The organism is Saccharopolyspora sp. NPDC002578 (assembly GCF_053592695.1).
The window spans coordinates 14,617-32,901 of sequence record NZ_JBSFWJ010000032.1 but is presented as its reverse complement, the minus strand read 5'-3'; the positions used below and the strand labels follow the sequence as shown (position 1 = coordinate 32,901).

19 protein-coding genes are annotated in these 18,285 nt (G+C 72.6%); 9 read left to right on the top strand and 10 right to left on the bottom strand.

The window, feature by feature from the left end; all coding sequences use genetic code 11:
- Window positions 1-53: 53 nt before the first annotated feature.
- Window positions 54-899, top strand: coding sequence for a GNAT family N-acetyltransferase (locus ACWD38_RS16885; protein ID WP_184477982.1), 846 nt, complete (start codon window positions 54-56; stop codon window positions 897-899).
- A 12-nt stretch (window positions 900-911) separates the two neighbouring features.
- Here the strand turns inward: ACWD38_RS16885 and ACWD38_RS16880 are convergent, their stop codons facing one another.
- The 3 genes from ACWD38_RS16880 to ACWD38_RS16870 form a co-directional block, all read right to left on the bottom strand.
- Window positions 912-2,177 (bottom strand): HRDC domain-containing protein, encoded by a 1,266-nt coding sequence (locus ACWD38_RS16880; protein WP_184484935.1) that lies wholly within the window; start codon window positions 2,175-2,177, stop codon window positions 912-914.
- Window positions 2,178-2,290: 113 nt separating this feature from the next.
- Window positions 2,291-3,007, bottom strand: a complete 717-nt coding sequence (locus tag ACWD38_RS16875; RefSeq protein WP_037304891.1) for a response regulator — start codon at window positions 3,005-3,007, stop codon at window positions 2,291-2,293.
- A gap of 337 nt (window positions 3,008-3,344) precedes the next feature.
- Window positions 3,345-3,920 carry a DUF3000 domain-containing protein gene (locus tag ACWD38_RS16870; protein ID WP_425503534.1) on the bottom strand — a complete coding sequence of 192 codons (576 nt, stop codon included), beginning with the start codon at window positions 3,918-3,920 and terminating at the stop codon, window positions 3,345-3,347.
- Between the two features lie 218 nt (window positions 3,921-4,138).
- Between ACWD38_RS16870 and hemE the strand changes: the two genes are divergently transcribed.
- The 3 genes from hemE to hemQ are packed head-to-tail and all read left to right on the top strand — an operon-like array spanning window position 4,139 to window position 7,364.
- Window positions 4,139-5,224, top strand: coding sequence for a uroporphyrinogen decarboxylase (gene hemE, locus ACWD38_RS16865; protein WP_184477983.1), 1,086 nt, complete (start codon window positions 4,139-4,141; stop codon window positions 5,222-5,224).
- Entirely contained in the window at window positions 5,221-6,642 is a 1,422-nt protein-coding gene (gene hemG / locus ACWD38_RS16860; RefSeq protein ID WP_450124399.1) for a protoporphyrinogen oxidase, read from the top strand. Before hemE ends, hemG begins: the two co-directional genes overlap by 4 nt.
- A 26-nt stretch (window positions 6,643-6,668) precedes the next feature.
- Entirely contained in the window at window positions 6,669-7,364 is a 696-nt protein-coding gene (gene hemQ / locus ACWD38_RS16855; protein WP_184477985.1) for a hydrogen peroxide-dependent heme synthase, read from the top strand.
- A gap of 6 nt (window positions 7,365-7,370) precedes the next feature.
- On the opposite strand, the gene ACWD38_RS16850 is transcribed toward hemQ, so the two are convergent.
- Window positions 7,371-8,075 (bottom strand): PDC sensor domain-containing protein, encoded by a 705-nt coding sequence (locus ACWD38_RS16850; protein ID WP_450124398.1) that lies wholly within the window; start codon window positions 8,073-8,075, stop codon window positions 7,371-7,373.
- A complete protein-coding gene (locus tag ACWD38_RS16845; protein WP_450124397.1) occupies window positions 8,072-8,818 on the bottom strand; it encodes a FadR/GntR family transcriptional regulator in 747 nt (248 codons plus the stop codon). Before ACWD38_RS16845 ends, ACWD38_RS16850 begins: the two co-directional genes overlap by 4 nt.
- Before the next feature lie 156 nt (window positions 8,819-8,974).
- Here ACWD38_RS16845 and ACWD38_RS16840 point away from each other — a divergent pair, with 156 nt between their 5' ends.
- Complete coding sequence (locus ACWD38_RS16840; protein ID WP_450124396.1) at window positions 8,975-10,024, top strand: LLM class flavin-dependent oxidoreductase; 1,050 nt, start codon at window positions 8,975-8,977, stop codon at window positions 10,022-10,024.
- A gap of 26 nt (window positions 10,025-10,050) precedes the next feature.
- Here ACWD38_RS16840 and msrB read toward each other — a convergent pair whose 3' ends face one another.
- Both msrB and ACWD38_RS16830 read right to left on the bottom strand, forming a co-directional pair.
- Window positions 10,051-10,473 (bottom strand): peptide-methionine (R)-S-oxide reductase MsrB, encoded by a 423-nt coding sequence (gene msrB / locus ACWD38_RS16835; RefSeq protein WP_184477989.1) that lies wholly within the window; start codon window positions 10,471-10,473, stop codon window positions 10,051-10,053.
- A 48-nt stretch (window positions 10,474-10,521) separates the two neighbouring features.
- On the bottom strand, window positions 10,522-10,857 hold the full coding sequence (locus tag ACWD38_RS16830; protein ID WP_184477990.1) for a hypothetical protein: 336 nt from the start codon (window positions 10,855-10,857) through the stop codon (window positions 10,522-10,524).
- Between the two features lie 91 nt (window positions 10,858-10,948).
- Between ACWD38_RS16830 and ligD the strand changes: the two genes are divergently transcribed.
- Together ligD and ACWD38_RS16820 are read left to right on the top strand one after the other, a co-directional pair.
- Entirely contained in the window at window positions 10,949-11,977 is a 1,029-nt protein-coding gene (ligD, locus tag ACWD38_RS16825) for a non-homologous end-joining DNA ligase (RefSeq protein WP_450124395.1), read from the top strand.
- Window positions 11,978-12,038: 61 nt separating this feature from the next.
- Window positions 12,039-12,167, top strand: coding sequence for a hypothetical protein (locus ACWD38_RS16820; protein ID WP_450124394.1), 129 nt, complete (start codon window positions 12,039-12,041; stop codon window positions 12,165-12,167).
- On the opposite strand, the gene ACWD38_RS16815 is transcribed toward ACWD38_RS16820, so the two are convergent.
- Together ACWD38_RS16815 and gabT are read right to left on the bottom strand one after the other, a co-directional pair.
- Complete coding sequence (locus tag ACWD38_RS16815; protein ID WP_184477993.1) at window positions 12,154-13,584, bottom strand: NAD-dependent succinate-semialdehyde dehydrogenase; 1,431 nt, start codon at window positions 13,582-13,584, stop codon at window positions 12,154-12,156. The genes ACWD38_RS16820 and ACWD38_RS16815 overlap by 14 nt on opposite strands.
- A gap of 67 nt (window positions 13,585-13,651) precedes the next feature.
- The gene (gene gabT / locus ACWD38_RS16810; RefSeq protein WP_184477994.1) at window positions 13,652-15,031 is read right to left on the bottom strand and encodes a 4-aminobutyrate--2-oxoglutarate transaminase; all 1,380 of its coding nucleotides are present in this window, start codon (window positions 15,029-15,031) and stop codon (window positions 13,652-13,654) included.
- A gap of 116 nt (window positions 15,032-15,147) precedes the next feature.
- On the opposite strand from gabT, the gene ACWD38_RS16805 reads away from it, so the two are divergent.
- Entirely contained in the window at window positions 15,148-16,611 is a 1,464-nt protein-coding gene (locus tag ACWD38_RS16805) for a PucR family transcriptional regulator (RefSeq protein ID WP_184477995.1), read from the top strand.
- 279 nt (window positions 16,612-16,890) lie between these two features.
- On the opposite strand, the gene ACWD38_RS16800 is transcribed toward ACWD38_RS16805, so the two are convergent.
- Entirely contained in the window at window positions 16,891-17,358 is a 468-nt protein-coding gene (locus tag ACWD38_RS16800) for a TetR/AcrR family transcriptional regulator (protein ID WP_450124393.1), read from the bottom strand.
- A 601-nt stretch (window positions 17,359-17,959) separates the two neighbouring features.
- Here ACWD38_RS16800 and ACWD38_RS16795 point away from each other — a divergent pair.
- Window positions 17,960-18,280 carry a DMT family transporter gene (locus ACWD38_RS16795; protein WP_450124392.1) on the top strand — a complete coding sequence of 107 codons (321 nt, stop codon included), beginning with the start codon at window positions 17,960-17,962 and terminating at the stop codon, window positions 18,278-18,280.
- The last annotated feature ends 5 nt before the right edge of the window (window positions 18,281-18,285 follow it).

The window sequence follows — 18,285 nt, the reverse complement described above, 5'->3', positions numbered from 1 at the left end:
CGCATCGACGGGATTCGATTGACCAGGTCGGCGGCGGCTCGCATCATCGGGCGATGATCGACGAGGTGCCGGTGTTCCCGGCCGCAGAAGCCGCGGCCTGCGCCGCCCGGTTCGCCTGCCTCGGCGACCCGACCCGCGTCCTGCTGCTGCACGCCGTCGCCTCCGGCGGGCCGAGCACCGTGGGCGAGCTCGCCGGTCGGCTCGGCCTCGGCCAGTCCACCTGCTCGCACCACCTGCGCAGGCTCGCCGACGGCGGATACGTGGTGCTGAGCAAGGAGGGCACCACCACCCGCGTCGCGGTGAGCACCGCCCGCCGAACCGACGGCGCCCCGGTCCTGGACCTGGTTCTCGGCCTGCCCCCGGCACGCCCCGGCGCCGCCGAGGGGCCCGCCGAGGACGTCGCGGTGCGAGCGCTGGAACCCGGCGACTGGCCGGCGGTGCGGCGGATCTACGGCGAAGGGATCGCCACCGGCGACGCCACCTTCGAGCGCGAAGTCCCGCCGCCCGCGGAACTGGCGGCGAAGTGGGTGCCGGAGCACCGCTGGGTGGCCGAGCTGGACGGCGCCGTCGCCGGGTGGGCGGCGCTGACCCCGGTCTCCGCGCGCGACTGCTACGCGGGCGTCGCGGAGACCTCGATCTACGTCGGAGCCGCCGCGCGCGGTCGCGGAGTGGGCGCGGCGCTGCTGCGGCACCAGATCGCCGCCGCCGACGAGGCCGGGCTGTGGACCTTGCAGTGCTCGCTGTTCCCGGAGAACCGCGGCAGCCTCGCTCTGCACCGCAACGCGGGCTTCCGCACCGTCGGCGTCCGCGAGCGCATCGGCCGCCTGCACGGGCGGTGGCGCGACACGATCGTCATGGAACGCCGGAGGCCGGACGGCCGACCTCCGGCGAGCCGGTAGCTCCCGGCGTCGTCAGTCGGAGCGCGAGCGTTCCGGCGCGGCCTGCAGCGCGGTGCTCAGCACCGACGCGGTCAGCCCGATCTGCCACTCCCGCGCGCCCCGCTCCCGCAGTCGCGCCTCGACCGACGCCACACCGGTGTCCTCCGGCGGCGTCCAGCACAGCCGCCGCAGCAGGTCCGGCAGCAGCAGGTTCTCCAGGGGCAGGTCGTGCTCCTCGGCGATGGCCGACATCGCGGCCCTGGCGGCCGACAGCCGGGCCGCAGCGGCGGGATCGCGATCGGCCCACCGGTTCGGCGACGGCGGACCGTCCTGCGGCGGTGAGACCACCGGCAGCTCGTCCTGGGGGAGCGCGCGGGCCGCGCGCAGCGCGCCCAGCCACGTCGACGCGCGGCGGCGCTGCTGCCTGCCGCCGAACACCGGCAGCGCGGTCAGCTCCGATTCGGTCTTGGGGTCGCCCTGCGCGGCCTGCACCACGGCGGAGTCCGGCAGTATCCGGCCCGGTGCGATGTCGCGCTCGGAGGCGATGCGGTCGCGCACCTCCCACAGCGAGCGGACGGCGGCGAGCTGGCGGGCGTTGCGCACCCGGTGGATGCCGGAGGTGCGGCGCCACGGCTCGGCGCGCGGACGAGGCGGTTCGGCGTTGCGGACCGCTTCGAACTCCTCCCACGCCCAGTCGAGCTTGCCCTGCCGGCTCAGCTCGGCGTGCATCTCGGTGCGCAGGTCGATCAGGAGTTCCACGTCGAGCGCGGCGTACACCAGCCAGTCGGCGGGCAGCGGCCGGCGCGACCAGTCGGCGGCGCTGTGGCCCTTCTCCAACCGGTAACCCAGCATGCGTTCGACGAGGGTGCCCAGCGAGACCCGGTCGAACCCGGCGAGCCGCCCGGCCAGTTCGGTGTCGAACAGCCGTTGCGGGCGCAGGTCGAGTTCGGCCAGGCAGGGCAGGTCCTGCGAGGCGGCGTGCAGCACCCATTCGGTGTCCGCCAACGCCGTTTTCAACGGTTCCAGGGCACCGCCCAGCGCGACCGGATCAACCAGTACCGTTCCCGCGCCTTCCCGGCGCAATTGCACCAGGTAGGCACGTTGTGAGTACCGGTATCCGGACGCGCGTTCGGTGTCCACCGCGACCGGACCGTTCCCCGCGGCCAGTGCGGCCGCGGCGGTCTCCAGTGCTTCGGGAGTCTCCACTACCGGCGGTACGCCGTCAGCGGGCTCGGTGAGCAGCACCGGCTCGGGACGGTCGGGCTCGACGGACTCGGGGCAAGCAGCTTCCACGGATATCAGACCTTACGTGTTGCGGTCCGCCCGCGGGTGCGACCAGCCCGAGGTCGCCGTGCCCGACCGGACCCGACGATCGCGGTGGGACCTCGATTCACCCGATCAGGATCATCCGGTCATCTGATCACCCCGGCCCGCATGGCCAGGGCGACCATCTGCGCCCGGTCTCCGGTGCCCAACTTGCGGCCGATCCGCGACAGGTGAGACTTCACCGTGAGAGCGGAGAGGTTCAGCGCCTCACCGATCTCCTTGTTGGATCGGCCATCGGCCACCAGTTGCAGCACCTCGACCTCACGTCCGGACAGTTCCCGGGGCGTGTTGTCGGTCCCCGGGACCCGAGTGCCCGCAGCGAGCACCGGAGCCACACTGGGATCGGCGTACACGCCGCCGTCGAGTACGCGGCGCACTCCGTCGGTGACGACCATCGGCGAGGCCGACTTCAGCAGGTACGCCTGAGCGCCTGCCTGGAAGGCGGCCCGGACCGCATAGGGGTCGTCGGACGAAGCGAGCACCACGATTCGCGGCCAGCCCTGGGTACGTAGTTCCGTAACCAGGTCGATGCCGGTCCCGTCGGGTAACCCGAGATCGAGGATTGCGAGGTCGCACGGACCGGTGGCCAGAGCGCGAGCCCTGGCCTCGGCCATGGATGCGGCCTCGTGCACCGTGCCGGCGCCCATCTGCAGCAACCGGGCGGCGATGGCCTCCCGGAGCAGCGGATGATCGTCCACCACGAGCACCGTGAACAGCTCTTCCCGCGGGTGCGGGACCATGTTGGCCGGCAAAGCGCCGGCGGGCGTGGTTCGAGCGGCCTGACCTAAGCCGACGGCAGCCACGTCACTACCTCCCTGGAGTCGGTCGTGCCCCCCGACCGGCACCGGGACTCTCGACCAATCAGCCGCGCCACTGATCGACCGAAAGTGGTGTCGTCGGGGGCAGCGTAACCGCCCAAGCGGGTCAGCGGGACGATCAATCGGGTATCTATCCCGATCGAGTTGTCACAGCGGTTCGTTTTTGTCACTCAATTGGGTGGGTCTTGGGGTTAGGCGTAACGCCATGGCGTGTTGGTGCGACAGACCTTGATTGCGCATCGTGAGAAGCTTGCGCGCGCAACCGGTTATGGGCGATTTCGCGGCCCTCGTGAGGGGAATCCCGATCGTTAAAGATCGCTACTCAAGCCTCGTCGCGGACTGCCGAACGGCGGTCGAACACGGCGACGCCCTCTGGGGGAAGGCCCGTTGCGCTGGCCATCAGCTCGTAGAAGGCCATCGCGTGCGCGTCCAGCCCCTCCTCGTGCGGAGTCCACGAGCCGCGCAGCTCCAGGTCGTGGCTGCGCGGCGGGCCCGCGATGTCGCCGAAGCGGGCCGACGAGGTCAGGGTCACCGTCCCGCCCAGCAGGTCGAGTCCCGCCCCGGAATCCTCCAGCGCCTCGGTCAGCCAGGACCAGCCGACGGCGGGGAGCAAGGGGTCCGCGGCGAGCTCGGGATCGAGCTCCGCGCGGAGGTAGACCACCAGCCGCAGCGTGCCCGCCCACGCCGCCGGTCCGTCGGGGTCGTGCAGCAGCACCAACCGGGCCGTCGCCAGCTCGCCCGCCGGGCCGTTCGCCTCGGCCGCGACCGCGTACGCCCACGGTGCGAGCCGCTTCGGTGGGCGAACCTCGGTCACTTCGATCTCGGCGCGCGGAGTCGGCGCGGCCAACGCGGCCACTGCCTGCTGGAACCTCTCGGGCATCGCCGCCATCTCCGTCACGGCTGGGGACTGTAGGCGGCCGGATCGGTGCGGTGTAGGCGCCACGCCGGACGCCACCCGCGATCGTGATCTTGCCCGCGCGTCCGGCGGTCCGGGCGTCTGCGAAGATGTCCGGAACGGCTCGAACAGGGCCGTCGGCCTGAGCCGTGGCCGGCTCGGCCGACGCCCGCACCCGCGTCGAGCCCCCATCACTTCGACCGAGTACGGATGCGCCTCCGATGACCTCACCCGCCCCGGTCTCGGCTCGCCGGGACCTCACCGACGCCCCGCTGCTGGTGGCCGCCCGCGGCGGCACCCCGCGGCACACGCCCGTCTGGTTCATGCGCCAGGCCGGCCGTTCGCTGCCGGAGTACCGGAAGGTGCGCGAGGGCACCCCGATGCTGCAGGCGTGCCTGACCCCGGAGCTGGTCTGCGAGATCACCGCGCAGCCGGTGCGCCGCCACGGAGTGGACGCGGCGATCCTGTTCAGCGACATCGTGCTGCCGCTGTACGCGGCGGGCATCGGGCTGGACATCGTCGCGGGCACCGGACCGGTGGTGGCCGAGCCGGTGCGCGACGCCGCCGCCGTGGCCGCGCTGCCGGAGCTGCACGTCGAGCAGGTCGCCCCCGTGGCCGAGGCCGTGCGGCTGCTGCTGGCCGAGCTGGGCGAGACGCCGCTGATCGGGTTCGCCGGGGCGCCGTTCACGCTGGCCTCCTACCTGGTGGAGGGCGGGCCGAGCCGGAACCACGAGCGCACCAAGGCCCTGATGCACTCCGATCCGGCCACCTGGCACGCGCTGCTGGAGAAGCTCGCCGACACGACGCTGACGTTCCTGCGCACCCAGCTGGCCGCGGGGGTCGATGCGGTGCAGCTGTTCGACTCCTGGGCCGGCGCGCTGTCGGTGCGGGACTACCGCGAGTTCGTGCTGCCGCACAGCGAGCGCATCTTCCAGGGGGTCGCGGAGGCCGCGCCGGACGTGCCGAAGATCCACTTCGGGGTGGGCACCGGAGAGCTGCTCGGCGACATGCAGTCCGCGGGTGCCGACGTGGTCGGCGTGGACTGGCGGGTGCCGCTGGACGAGGCGGCCCGGCGGTTGCGCGCGGCGAACCCCGGCTCCGACCCGGTCGTGCAGGGCAACCTGGACCCGGCCGTGCTGTTCGCGGGGGAGGACGCCGTGCGGCGCGAGGTGAGCCGCATCCTCGCCGAGGGCACGGCCGCCGCCGGACACCTGTTCAACCTCGGCCACGGAGTGCTGCCCACGACCGATCCCGACGTGCTCACCGCCGTCGTGCGGCAGGTGCACGCCGAGAGCGCCCGGTCTTGACCGGCGGGCCCACGGTCGCCGTCGTCGGCGGTGGTGTCAGCGGGCTCGTCGCGGCGCACCGGCTGCGGTGCGACCTGGGCCCGGACGCAGAGATCGTCCTGCTCGAACAGGCCGATCGGCTCGGCGGCAAGCTGCACTCGGTTCCGCTGGCGGGCACCGAGCTCGACCTGGGCGCGGAGGCCTTCCTGGCGCGGCGCCCCGAGGTGCTGCGGCTCGCCGACGAGCTCGGCCTCGCCGATCAGGTGGTGCATCCCGGTCCGGCCGCCGCGCGGGTGCGCGCGGGCGGTGAACTGCACTCGTTGCCCGCGGGCACCGTGATGGGCGTGCCCGCGCGCGCCGATTCGGTGGCGCACCTGCTGTCCCCGGCCGGGCTGGCCGCCGTGCGCGCGGAGGCCGAGCTGCCGCCGCTGCACCTGGGCGGCGCGGACGCCTCGGTCGGTGGGCTGCTGCGGTCCCGGGTCGGCGACGAGGTGGTGGACCGGCTGGTCGAACCGCTGCTCGGCGGTGTGTACGCGGGCAGCGCGGACGGACTCGGGTTGCGGGCGACGATCCCGGCGCTGGCCGCCGCGCTCGACGGCGGCGCCGAGTCGATCACCGCCGCCGCGGCGGCGGCCCTGCCCGCTCCGGCGCCGGACGGCGTCAAGAGGCCGGTGTTCGGCGCGTTCCGCCACGGCTACGGCGAGCTCGTCGACGCGCTGGTGAAGTCCGCGGCGGCGCGGGTGCGGCTGGGGCTGCCGGTGCGCGCGCTGCGCCGCGACGGCACCGGGTGGCGCCTGGAGATCGGTTCGGCGCCCGCCCCGGAGCAGCTGGTGGCGGACGCGGTGGTGCTCGCGGTGCCGCCGCCCTCGGCGCGCAAGCTGCTCGCCGACGTCGTGCCGTCCGCGTCGGAACTGCTCGGCCGCATCGAGCTGGCCTCGATGGCCGTGTTCGGCCTCGCGCTGCCGCCGGGCACCGAGCTGCCCGCGGCGTCCGGCACCCTGATCGCCCGCGGCGAGGTGCACGCCGACGGAACTCCGTTCACCGCGAAGGCCTTCACCTTCACCAGCCGCAAGTGGCCGCACCTGACCGGTTCCGGCGGTGCGCCGCTGGTGCGCGGCTCGGTGGGCCGCTCCGGTCAGGGCGAGCTGCTGCGCCGCACGGATGCGGAACTGCTGCGCGGGGTCCTGGCCGACCTGCGCGAGGTGACCGGGGTGGCGGTGGAGCCGGTGGAGTCGGTGGTGGTGCGCTGGGGCGGCGGGCTGCCGCAGTACGGCGTCGGCCACCTCGACCTGGTGGCCGAGGTGGAGCGAGCCGTGGCCGACGACGGCGGCGGCCTCGCGCTGGCGGGGGCTGCGCTGCACGGCGTCGGCGTGCCCGCCTGCGTGGCGACCGGTGAGGCCGCGGCGAGCGGCATCACACGGCACCTCGCGACCGGCTGACCCGGCGGTGGTGGGACGATGAAGCCATGGCGCGCGTGAACTACTCCGAACTCAACGAGACGATCCGCTACACCATGTGGTCGGTCTTCCAGGTCGAGCCGGGCGCGTTGCCCGAGGACCGGGAGAAGGCCGCGCAGGCCACCCAGGAGTACCTCGACGGCCTCGCGGAGTCCGGCGTCGAGGTCCGCGGTGTGTACGACCTGTCGGGCATGCGCTCCGACGCCGACTTCATGATCTGGTGGCACGCGGAGAAGATCGAGGCCCTGCAGGAGGCCTACGCCGGTTTCCGCCGCGGCACGACGCTGGGCGAGGCCTCCGACCCGGTGTGGAGCAACGTGGCGGCGCACCGGCCCGCCGAGTTCAACAAGAGCCACCTGCCCGCGTTCATCATGGGTGAGGAGCCGGGCGCCTTCATCTGCGTGTACCCGTTCGTGCGCTCCTACGACTGGTACCTGCTTCCCGACGAGGAACGCCGCACCATGCTCAAGGACCACGGCATGGCGGCGCGGGACTACCCGGACGTGCGGGCGAACACGGTGCCCGCGTTCGGGCTCGGCGACTACGAGTGGATTCTCGCGTTCGAGGCGCCGGAGCTGCACCGCATCGTCGACTTGATGTGGAAGATGCGCTACACCGAGGCGCGCAGGCACGTCCGCGAGGAGACGCCGTTCTTCACCGGCAAGCGCGTCGCGCCCGCGGAGCTGCTGCCCCGCCTCCCCTGATCGTCTTCACGGTTCCTGGGCGATCCGCCAGGGCAGGCCGGTGACGTGCTCCGCCGCGCGCACCGGTCGGCCCGGGTCGGCGGCGAGCGGACCTTCGGTCAGCAGCGCTCCGGGCAGCCGCCGCGGGGTGTTCGAGGCGATCACCCGGTCGGCTTGGTTGACCAGCACGGCGGGTGGCAGCCCGGGGTCGAGGTGGCGCAGCAGCGCGCGTTCGAACTCGCCGGTGCGCAGGTCGGCGGCGGCCACCCCGAGGAACCGGTCCCCGGCGTGCACGGGCATCGCGAGCGTCACCAGGTACTCGTCGGTGCCGGCGAAGTCCACGTAGGGACCCACCGCGACGCCCAACCCGGAGTCGCGGGGCGCGGTGAACCAGGTCGCGGTGGCGTAGTCGTAGAACCCGACGCTGTCCGGGTCGTGGTCGACCTGGAGGAATCGGGGCGTGTCGCCGGGGCGGTGCTGCCACCACTCCAGCCAGTGCGCGCGGTCGGCGAGCACGCCGTCGGCGAGGATCACGCCGGTGCCCGCCAATTCGCCGGGTTCGGCGTCGAGCCGGTCGAAGATCGGTTCCCACAGCGCGGAGAGGTCTTCGGTGCTCAGCGCCGTGGTCGCCGCGTGCGCGGCGCGCAGTCGTTCGCCGAGCTCGGCGCACCACCGCAACGTGCTGTCGAGCAGCGAGCCGATGTGCTCGGCCGCGTCCTCGGCGGCGCTCATCGGGCGCACCGCCGCGCCGCGGACCACAACCGGAATTCGACGAGCCGCCGGATGCCGGCCCGCACGTGCTCCTCGGCGAGCGCGCGGGCCCGGAACCCGTCGCCGGCGGCGATGGCGCTGAGGATCGACGCGTGCTGTTCGGCTTCGCCGGAGTGCGGGATCGCCTCGGCCCACGGCAGCCAGCGCAGCGCGCCGGTCTCCGCTTGCAGCGTGATCTCCTGGTGGGTCAGCCGGGACGATTGCGCGGCGGCGGCGATCTCGATGTGCAACCGGCCGTCGAGCCTGCGCCGCGCGGCAGTGGTGGTGGCCGCCGCGAAGTCGGCGGCGAGTCCTCGCAGCGCGTCGATCTCGTCGGTGGTGGCGCGTTCCGCGGCGAGCAGCGCGGCGGCTCCGGCCACCGCGGAGTGCTGGTCGGAGATCTCCCGCAGTTCGTGCGTGCCGAGTTCGCCCAGCCTGGCTACTCCGGCCACCAGCAGCGGGTCAGCGGGTCGGCAGGTCAGCGGGCCGGCGTCGGAGGCGATCACGAGCCCGTCGCGGGCGAGCTCGCCGAGCGCCCCGCGCGCCGTCCCGTCCGGGCATCCGAGCAGTGCCGCGAGGTCCGCGCCGCGGGGGAGCGGTTCGCCGTCGGGCAGCACGCCCAGCGCGATGGCTTCGGCGAGCCGGGCCGCCACCGTCGCCGCGTCCGCCCGCGCGGGCAGTCGGGGCCAGTGCCGCAGCGAGCGCAGCGTGTCGTCGACGGGCACGGCACCTCCTTCCACGATGTGAGCTCCGCTGAACCGTTTCACATGATCCACGAAAGGACTCTGTGTAGCAGACGGATCTACCCGTCCGGCGGGTTCGCGTCCACCGCCGCGGGTCGGACACTGTGCTGAGGCTTGGCCGGCGTCGAAGGGGCCCCGATGCGCTTCAGCTACGTCATGCTGCCCGACTACCCGGTCCAGGAGTCCCTGGCGACGATCGAGCGGGCCGATGAGCTGGGCTTCTACGCCGCCTACGCGGCCGACGAGACCTGGCACAAGGACCTGTGGCTGCTGTTCGCCGCCGCCGCCGGGCGCACCGAGCGGATCCGCTTCGGCCCGAACCTCTCGCCGGTGACGCTGCGCGAACCGACGCTGATCGCGCAGGCCGCCGCGACCCTCGACGAGCTCACCGGCGGCCGGGCCGAGGTCGTGATCTCCAGCGGAAACTTCGGGTTGCTCGCGCAGTACGGCATCGACTGGACGACGACGCGCCCGCTGTCGCGCGTGCGCGAGGCGCACCACGTGATCCGGACGTTCCTGGACGAGCGGTCGATCACCTTCGCGGGCGAGTTCTACCGCTACGAGGGGCTGTTCACCTTCGCGGAACCGGTGCAGCCGCGGCTGCCGGTGAAGCTCGGCGCGATGCGCGGCCCGAAGTCGTTCCAGACCGCGGGCGAGATCTCCGACGGCGTGCACCACGCGCTGAGCTGCACCCGCGAGGCCTACGACTACCTGGTGGCGCACGTGCGCGTCGGTGCCGAACGGGCCGGGCGGGATTGGCAGGAGCTCGACATCGGGGCGTGGGTGGTGTTCGCGACCGGTCCGGACGGTGCGGCCGCGAAGCAGGCCGCGCGGGCCATGATCGGGCTCTACGCGTCGGCGATGCCCGCTGAGCAGTTGCGCCGCAACGGCGTGGAACCGGAGTCGCTCACCGAGATCGTCGCCGCGGTCGGCGCGGGTGATCTCGCGCGGGCCTACGAGCTCACGTCGCCGGAGCTCGCGGAGAAGCTGTCCATCGCGGGCACGCCGCAGGAGTGCGCGGCGCGCATCGAGCGGGACATCGCCCCCACCGGCGTGAACCACCTGATCCTGGCCGTCACCGACACCGCGCTGGTGCGGGCGTTCACCGGGCTCACCTTGCCCGGGGTGCTCGGCGCCGCCGACCAGCTCGAACTGATCGCCGAGCACCTGATGCCGGCCTTCCGCTGACCGTCACCGAGAGCCGACCCCGCGGGTCAGCTCTCCGGGATGTGGCGCAGGGCGACGGAGTTGATGCAGTAGCGCTGGTCGGTGGGCGTGGCGTAGCCCTCGCCCTCGAACAGGTGGCCCAGGTGGCTCTGGCAGTTCGCGCAGAGCACCTCGACGCGGACCATGCCGTGCGAGCGGTCCTCGCGCAGGATCACCGAGTCGGCGTCGCGCGCGTCGTAGAACGACGGCCAGCCGCAGTGCGATTCGAACTTCGTCTCGCTGCGGAACAGTTCCGTCCCGCACGCCCGGCATTCGTAGATGCCCGCGGTCTTGGTCTCGACGTATTCGCCGCTCCACGCCGGTTCGGTGGCCGCTTCGCGCAGCACCGCGTACTCGTAGGGGTTGAGCTGTTCCTGCCACTCCTGCTCGGACTTCACGACCTTCGGGGTGGCGCCCGCAACCGGTTCCATGCGTCCACGCTAACCCTTCCCGGTGATCGAGTGCCCGTGAGCTCCCGCTCAACCGGCGAGCGCCAGGAACGTGCCGAGCATGAAGCCCACCGCGTTCCACACCGTGACCAGCACGCCGAGCAGGATCAGCACCACCACGAGCACCACCATCACCCGCCGGTGCCCCTGGGCGCGGTTGGCGCAGCGGGCGAAGTCCTCCACGCCGCTGAGCATGCCTTCGACGGTGGCCTTCGAGTTGGGGCGTTCCATCCGGTCCAGGTGTTCGGCGAACGCCTGGACCTCCGGATCGTGCGGGTCCAGGCCGATCAGGTCGTCGGCGAAGCGGCCCCGCGCGTCCCGCGGGGCGTCGGGCTCATCACCGGTGGGGTGGCCTGCTGGCGCCATGGCTTCACGGTAGCGCCGAGGGGGTGCGCGCAGGCAGGGGCGAGTCGGGCGTCGCGCGCGAACGGGGGCCGGATGCTCCTAAGCTGCGCGGATGGCCGATTCGCCGCTGGAACTCGACGTCGAGGGCAGGACGGTGCGCCTGTCCCACCCGGACAAGGTGTACTTCCCGGAGCGGGGCTTCACCAAGCTCCAGGTCGTGCGCTACTACCTCGCGGTCGCCGAGCCGCTGCTGCGGGCGATCGGCGACCGGCCGACGACGTTGAAGCGGTTCCCCGGTGGCGTCACCGGCGACCCGTTCTACGCGAAGCGGGTGCCGAAGGGCGCTCCGCAGTGGGTCCGCTCGGTGCGGGTGACCTTCCCGTCCGGCCGCACCGCGGACAGCGTGCTCCCCACCGAACCCGCCGTGCTGGCGTGGGCGGCCGGTCTGGGCACGCTGGACTTCCACCCGTGGCCGGTGCGCTCGGCCGATGTGGAACACCCCGACGAGCTGCGCATCGACCTGGACCCGCAGCCCGGCACCGGGTACGCGGAGGCGGTCGAGGTCGCCGCGGTCCTGCGCGAGGTGCTGGCGGAGGCCGGGCTGGTGGGCTACCCGAAGACCTCCGGCGGCCGGGGCGTGCACGTGCTGGTGCGGATCGCGCCGCGATGGGACTTCATCCAGGTGCGCCGCGCGGTGATCGCGCTGGCGCGGGAGGTGCAGCGCCGGATTCCGCGGCAGGCCACCGTCGCCTGGTGGAAGGAGGACCGCGGGCAGCGGGTCTTCCTGGACTTCAACCAGGCGGCGCGGGATCGCACGGTCGCCTCCGCGTGGTCCATCCGCGGCACCCCGGCGGCGACGGTGTCCATGCCGTTGACCTGGGAGCAGCTGCCGGAGGTGACTCCGGACGACTTCGACCTCGCCACGGTCCCCGCGCTGCTGGCCGAACACGGCGATCCGCATCGGGAGCTGGACGCGGTCGCCCACGACCTCGACATCGCCCTCGACTGGTTCGAACGCGACCGCCGCGACCGGGACCTCGGCGACCTCCCGTACCCACCGGACTACCCGAAGATGCCCGGCGAACCCACCCGCTCCCGCAAGGCGTCGCTGGAAGGGATGAGTAGGGAGAACGAGAGTTGATCGGGATTTTCGGCAGTGGGTTCTCCGGCTCCGAACGTTGATCGAGTGGTAGATCGCGCCCTTGCTCACCTCCGAGCTGTGGGCCCGCCACGTCGTTGAACCGTTCTACGCGGAGATCCCGGACCGGGAAGAGGTCCGGACCTTCGTCTCCGCCCTGATCACGGCCTTCCGCCGGATCAGGCGTAGGTGAGGAACTGGGCCTCCTGGAACGCCCGGATGCCCTCGCGGGCGCCTTCGCGGCCGAGGCCGCTCTGCTTCATCCCGCCGAACGGGGCCGCCGGGTCGGACACCACGCCTCGGTTGACGCCGACCATCCCGTACTGGAGCCGCCGCCCGATCTCCAGCGCACGACCGGTGTCACCGGCGTAGACGTAGGCGGCGAGCCCGTATTCGGTGTCGTTGGCCGCCGCGACCACCTCGTCGGTGTCGGTCCACGTCCGGATGGGCGCGACCGGCCCGAAGATCTCCTCGTGCAGCACCGCGGCATCGGCGGGGACCCCGGCCAGCACGACCGGGGCGAGGTAGCTGCCGGAGTCCGGCACGGCGACCGGCTCGCGCACCATTCGCGCGCCGCGGTCCACCGCGTCGGTGACCAGGTCGGACACCCGGCGCACGGCCCGGTCGTCGATCAGCGGGCCGATGTCGGTTCCGGGTTCGGTGCCCGGTCCGACGCGGAGCTCGGCGACCGCTGCGGCGAACGCCTCCGCGAACGCGTCCGCCGCGTCGGCGTGCACCAGGAACCTGTTGGCGGCGGTGCAGGCCTGTCCCGCGTTGCGCAGCTTCGCGATCAGCGCGCCCTGCACGGCCGCGTTGATGTCGGCGTCCGCGCAGACGACGAACGGCGCGTTGCCGCCCAGTTCCATCGAGCAGTTCACGACCCGGCCCGCCGCGAGGCCGAGGAGGTGCCGTCCGACCCCGGTGGAGCCGGTGAAGGACAGCTTGCGGACGGCGTCGTGGTTCAGCAGCGCGCGGGCGACCGCGTCCGCGCGGGTGGTCGGCAGCACGGTGAAGACGTCGGCGGGAGCACCTGCCGCCACGAGCAGGTCCCGGATCGCCAACGCCGTCAGCGGCGTCTCCGCGGCGGGCTTGAGCACGGCGGTGCAGCCCGCCGCGAGCGCGGGCGCGACCTTGCGGGTGACCATCGCGGCCGGGAAGTTCCACGGGGTGATCAGCAACGCCACCCCGACAGGCTGCGCGGTGACGACGGTGGTGCTCTTCCCGTCGGGGGACGGTCCGAAGTGGCCGTCCGGGCGAACGGTCTCCTCGGCGAACCAGCGGAAGAACTCGGCGGCGTAGCCGACTTCGGCGCGGGCGTCGGCGGCCGCCTTGCCGGATTCCCGGCTGATCAAGGTGGCGAGCTCGTCGGTGCGCGAGATCATCAGCCGGTGCGCTTCGGCCAGCACCTCCGCGCGACGGCGGGGCGGGGTGGCGGCCCAGCCGGGCAGCGCGGCGGCCGCCGCGTCGGCCGCGGGCGCGGCGTGGGATTCGTCGGCCGCCGCGATCCGGGTGATCTCGACACCGGACGCCGGGTCGTGCACGACGAGCTCGTGTCCGGTGGAGGTGGGCGAACCCCCGATGAGCAGGGGGCTGGGAGCGACGGTGGTCATGGCCGTCCTTTCGATGAGTCGGGGGATCAGGGCCGGCGGCCGACCGGAGCGGCGAAGGCGGGTGCGTTCAGCGGGCGGCTTCCAGCGCCTCGGCCAGCACGTCGAGACCGTCGTGCAGCAGCTCGTCGGGGATGGTCAGCGGCGGGAGCAGCCTGATCACGTTCCCGAAGGACCCGCAGGTCAGCACGATCACACCGGCGCGGTGCGCGTACCCGGCGACGGCCTTGGCCAGGCCGGGGTCCGGCTCGTGGGTGCCGGGGCGGACGAACTCGACGCCGAGCATCGCGCCACGGCCGCGGACGTCCCCGATCCGCGGGTCGGTCTCGGCGAGGGCGCGCAGTCGCCCACCCGCCGCGTCGCCGATCGCGCGGGCCCGGTCGATCAGACAGTCCTCCCGGATCGTGTCGAGCGCGGCCAGCGCGGCCGCGCACGCCACCGGGTTGCCGCCGTAAGTGCCGCCGAGACCACCGGGATGCACCGAGTCCATGAGGTCGGCGCGTCCGGTGACGGCGGCGATCGGCAGTCCGCCGCCGAGCCCCTTGGCCGTGGTGATCAGGTCCGGGACGACGTTCTCGTGCTCGCTGGCGAACCAGGCGCCGGTGCGGGCGACGCCGGTCTGCACCTCGTCGGCGACGAACACGATTCCGTGGTCGGCGCACCAGCGCGCGATCTCGGCGAGGAAGCCGGGCGCCGGGACGATGAACCCGCCTTCGCCCTGGACGGGCTCGATCACCAGCGCGGCGAGCCGCTCGGCACCGGCGGAGCGTTCGAGGTGCTCGATGGCGCGTCGCGCGGCCGCGGGTCCGTCGACCGGGTTTCCGTCGAGGTCGGCGCCGTCCCGGAAGGGGTAGGAGGTCGGCGCGCGGAACACGTCGGACGCGAACGGGCCGAAGCCGTCCTTGTACGGCATGTTCTTCGCGGTCATCGCCAGCGTGAGGTTCGTGCGGCCGTGGTAGGCGTGATCCACGACGGCGACGCCGGAGCGGCCGGTCGCGTGCCGGGCGATCTTGACGGCGTTCTCCACGGCCTCGGACCCGGTGTTGAACAGCGCGGTGCGCTTGTGGTGGTCGCCCGGCGTGATCGCGGCCAACTCCTCCGCCAGCCGTACGTAGCCCTCGTAGGGGGTGATCATCGCGCAGGTGTGGGTGAACCGGGACAGCGCTTCGGTGGCGGCGGCGACGACCTTCGGCGCGGAGTTGCCGACGGTCGTCACGGCGATGCCGGATCCGAGGTCGACGAACGAGTTGTCGTCGACGTCGACCAGGACCCCGCCACCGGCGGCGGCCGCGTAGACCGGCAGCGCGGAGGAGAGGCCCGCCGCGACGACGGCCGAACGCCGCTGCGCCAAGGCGAGCGAGCGGGGGCCGGGCACCGCGGTCCGCAGTTCGCGGCGCTGCGGCAGGCAGGGACCGCCGAGCAGCTCTGGGGACGGGGCGGGGACGCTCATCAGCGAACTCCTTCCGGTGGCGAAGTGCGGGAACGACATCGACGTTAGGAGCGGCCGACCCCGAAGCCGAGTGTGCGAACCGGTCAGATGGTCGATCGACGGTGTGCAAAACTGCCATGGTGCTGACGCTCGCCGACGTGGTCGCCATCCCGGGGCTCGCCCTGCGCACGGTCGTCGAGCCCGCGACGCCCCGGGCGCTGGGCTGGGTGACGACGAGCGAGCTCGCCGACCCTGCGCAGTACCTGGAGGGCGGCGAGCTGCTGCTGACCACCGGATTGGCCGCGCAGGACTGGGCGGCTTACGTGGAGCGGATCGACCGGGCGGGCGTCGCCGCGCTCGGCTTCGGGACCGGGCTCTCGCACGCGGACGTGCCGCCCGACCTGGTGGCGGCGGCCCGCGCCGCCGGTCTCGGCCTGGTCGTGGTGCCGGAGTCGACGCCGTTCATCGCGATCGGCAAGGCGGTGGCCGGGCTGCTCGCCGAGCGCGAGCGGACCGCCACCGAGACGGCGCTCGCGGTGCAGCAGGAGCTGACCAGGGTGATTTCCCGGGCGGACGGGCCCGCTCGCGCTCTCGGCGTGCTCGGCCGGGCCGCGCGGGGGAGCGCGGGGCTGGTCGACGTTGATGGGAAAGCGCTGGTACCGGCCCGGTTCCGGGTTCCGGACGCGGCCCTGCGCGCGCTGGCGACGCTGCGCGCGGGGACCGGGCGCAGCGCCGCCACCGAGAGCGGGGCCGAGGGGACCACGGTCGTCCAACCGCTCGGTCGCGGGGTCGACGGCCCGTTCCTGGTGCTGGTGAGCCCGGGGGCGCTGGACGGGGTGCTGCGGGCGGTGCTGGTGTCCACGGTCGCGTTGCTGACCTTGGACGCCGAGCGTTCCCGCGCGGCCGCCGACGCCGAGCTCCGGTTGCGGGACCGGGCCGCGACCCTGGTCCTGGACGGCGCGGTCGACGCCGGCACGAGCGTCGCGGCCATGCTGAACTGCGCGCCGGTGGTGCCACGAAGCCTGCGGGTCTTGCGCGCGACGGGAATCCCGGACGGTGCGCGTGCGCGGTTGGCGCGGGACCACCCGGAGGTCCTGACGGCGGCGACGTCGGACGCGGGCATCGCCCTGGTGGTCGACGCGGACGCCGCCGTCGGTGCCGGGGAACTCGCGGACCTGCTGGCGGCGCTCGGCGCCAGAGTGGGGATCGGACCGGCCGTCCCCGCGCGTGATGCGGGGACCAGCGACGCGGCGGCGGGCACCGCGCTGTCCCTCGCCGATGGCGGATCGCCGGTCGTCGGCTGGGACGAGCGGTTCCGCGGCGAGGTGCGGGCCGCACTTCCCGACCACGCCGCCCGGGCGTTGGCCGCGTCGATCCTCGGTGAGCTGGTGGACGAGCCGGAGCTCCTCCGCACCTTGCGCAGCTACCTGACGCACCTCGGCCGCTGGCAGCCCACGGCCGACGACCTGGGCATCCACCGCAACACGCTGCGCAAGCGGATCGCCGCGATCGAGCGGCTCACCGGCCGCGGCGTCGACACCGCCGCAGGTCGCGCCGACCTCTGGATAGCGGTCGTGAGCGCCACGGAGCCGCCCGGCTGACACGCGTGCGGGCACTGCGGGGAAGCGGTCCTGATCCGGTGGAGTTCGCCGCCGAGGTCGTCGACGGCTTCACCACCGGCTTGGCCCGGACTCGGCCAGGCCGGTGAGAGGTCACCTGAATCACCGCTACCGCGGTGATGATCAGGGCGAGCAGCAGCAGGGCACCGAGCGGAGGGCCTCGTCCGACCTACCGGGCGAGAGTCCCGCGGATGAGCGTTCGGAGTTCGTCGTGGTCGGGTTTCGCCTCCTTGATGACCACTTGCATTTGAAGCCCGCAGGTCAGGGTGCCGAGCATGCGGGATCGGTGCGCGCGATGAACGGCTGGGAGAACGCGTCGTCCCACGCCGCCGCGATGACGCGGAGGTGGGGGCGGTGCAAGGCGACCGCGTAGAGGTTGTGCTCAGCGATGGTGCGTTCGCGTTGCTCGGTCGTCGACGTCACGACGAAGTCCGCGAGGGCGGTCGGCAGATCCGCGTCCGCGGGAAGTTGCTGCTCCCATCGCCGAAGCCGGGCCACGCTGTGCTGTGAGACCTCGTCCATGGCCGCCTCGACGAGCTGGTCGAGGCCGGTGAAGTAGTAGGTGGTGGAGCCCAGGGGCACGTCGGCGGCTTCGGCCATGCGATGGGTCAGTTCCTCCACCCCGTGCTCGGCGATCACCGAGATGGCGGCGCGCACGATCCGGCCGCTCCGGCCGGGATCGCGCGGTTTGCGGCCCCGTTCGTTCGCGACCACGTTGTCCGCTGTCATCTTGGTCCGCTCCTCACGGCTAGTGCTTTGTGGACCGATTCGGTTTTTTGTGGAGCGTCACGTTATCGCGGCGGATCTCCGTTGTCGGCGGTTGGTCGAATTCCGCGAGCTCCGCGCGATTCTCGGGGGCTCGGCGATAGCACCACGTTGGCGGCAGAATCACAAGCATCCACTCCGCCGATCATGTATGTGTCGTCGATCACGCCCTCTTGGTGGTGCAGGCAAATTCCGTATCGGGATCGAATAGGTGTGGTCGTAGATGGCCCTGGAAGTGCCCTGGGGAGAATCTGGCAATCCACAGGAAAGGATGGTTCGCGCCCGCCTTGACGCTGGAATGTCGGTTTTGGGGTTTCGGCATCGATTCGGGCGGTTCGCCTCGCGGTGTGCTTTGTGCGTTTTCCGAGCGGGACCAGGGGTGATTCGGATGTGTCCTCACTCCTGGGCTTGCGGGGGCCGGATTTCGGCCCCTTTGTCGAGATCTCCCCGGAATTCGACAGGAATCGTCCGCGCCGCGAGCTGTGCGGGCTCTCCCGGGAGTTCGCTGGCGCAATGGTTGCGGGCGGCTGCCGATTTGTTTGATCTAAGGATTGGATGCCAGGCAATGGCTTGGGTAATGCTGGTCTGCGCTATCACTGCTGAAGTTGTTGCCACCTCGTTCCTCAAAGCGAGTGAGGGGCTGACCAAGCTGTTGCCGAGCGTGGTCGTGGCGGTCAGCTACATCACTGCTTTCACGATGCTCGGCAAGGCGTTGAAAACGATGGAGCTGGGCATCGCGTACGCGATCTGGTCGGGCGTCGGCACCGCCGCGATCGCCCTCGTGGGGATCATGTTCATGGGGGAGTCGGCGGCGCCCGTCAAGCTGTTCGGGTTGGGCCTGATCACCGTTGGCGTGGTCATGTTGAACGTGACGACGAGCCATTGATGGGA

Excerpts from the sequence above, each read along its gene's own strand:
- ACWD38_RS16885 (WP_184477982.1), top strand. The coding sequence starts at position 54 with ATGATCGACGAGGTGCCGGTGTTCCCGGCCGCAGAAGCCGCGGCCTGC.
- hemE (WP_184477983.1), top strand. The coding sequence starts at position 4,139 with ATGACCTCACCCGCCCCGGTCTCGGCTCGCCGGGACCTCACCGACGCC.
- hemQ (WP_184477985.1), top strand. The coding sequence starts at position 6,669 with ATGGCGCGCGTGAACTACTCCGAACTCAACGAGACGATCCGCTACACC.
- ACWD38_RS16850 (WP_450124398.1), bottom strand. The coding sequence starts at position 8,075 with ATGAGCGCCGCCGAGGACGCGGCCGAGCACATCGGCTCGCTGCTCGAC.
- ACWD38_RS16840 (WP_450124396.1), top strand. The coding sequence starts at position 8,975 with ATGCGCTTCAGCTACGTCATGCTGCCCGACTACCCGGTCCAGGAGTCC.
- msrB (WP_184477989.1), bottom strand. The coding sequence starts at position 10,473 with ATGGAACCGGTTGCGGGCGCCACCCCGAAGGTCGTGAAGTCCGAGCAG.
- ACWD38_RS16830 (WP_184477990.1), bottom strand. The coding sequence starts at position 10,857 with ATGGCGCCAGCAGGCCACCCCACCGGTGATGAGCCCGACGCCCCGCGG.
- ligD (WP_450124395.1), top strand. The coding sequence starts at position 10,949 with ATGGCCGATTCGCCGCTGGAACTCGACGTCGAGGGCAGGACGGTGCGC.
- ACWD38_RS16815 (WP_184477993.1), bottom strand. The coding sequence starts at position 13,584 with ATGACCACCGTCGCTCCCAGCCCCCTGCTCATCGGGGGTTCGCCCACC.
- gabT (WP_184477994.1), bottom strand. The coding sequence starts at position 15,031 with ATGAGCGTCCCCGCCCCGTCCCCAGAGCTGCTCGGCGGTCCCTGCCTG.
- ACWD38_RS16805 (WP_184477995.1), top strand. The coding sequence starts at position 15,148 with ATGGTGCTGACGCTCGCCGACGTGGTCGCCATCCCGGGGCTCGCCCTG.
- ACWD38_RS16800 (WP_450124393.1), bottom strand. The coding sequence starts at position 17,358 with ATGACAGCGGACAACGTGGTCGCGAACGAACGGGGCCGCAAACCGCGC.
- ACWD38_RS16795 (WP_450124392.1), top strand. The coding sequence starts at position 17,960 with ATGGCTTGGGTAATGCTGGTCTGCGCTATCACTGCTGAAGTTGTTGCC.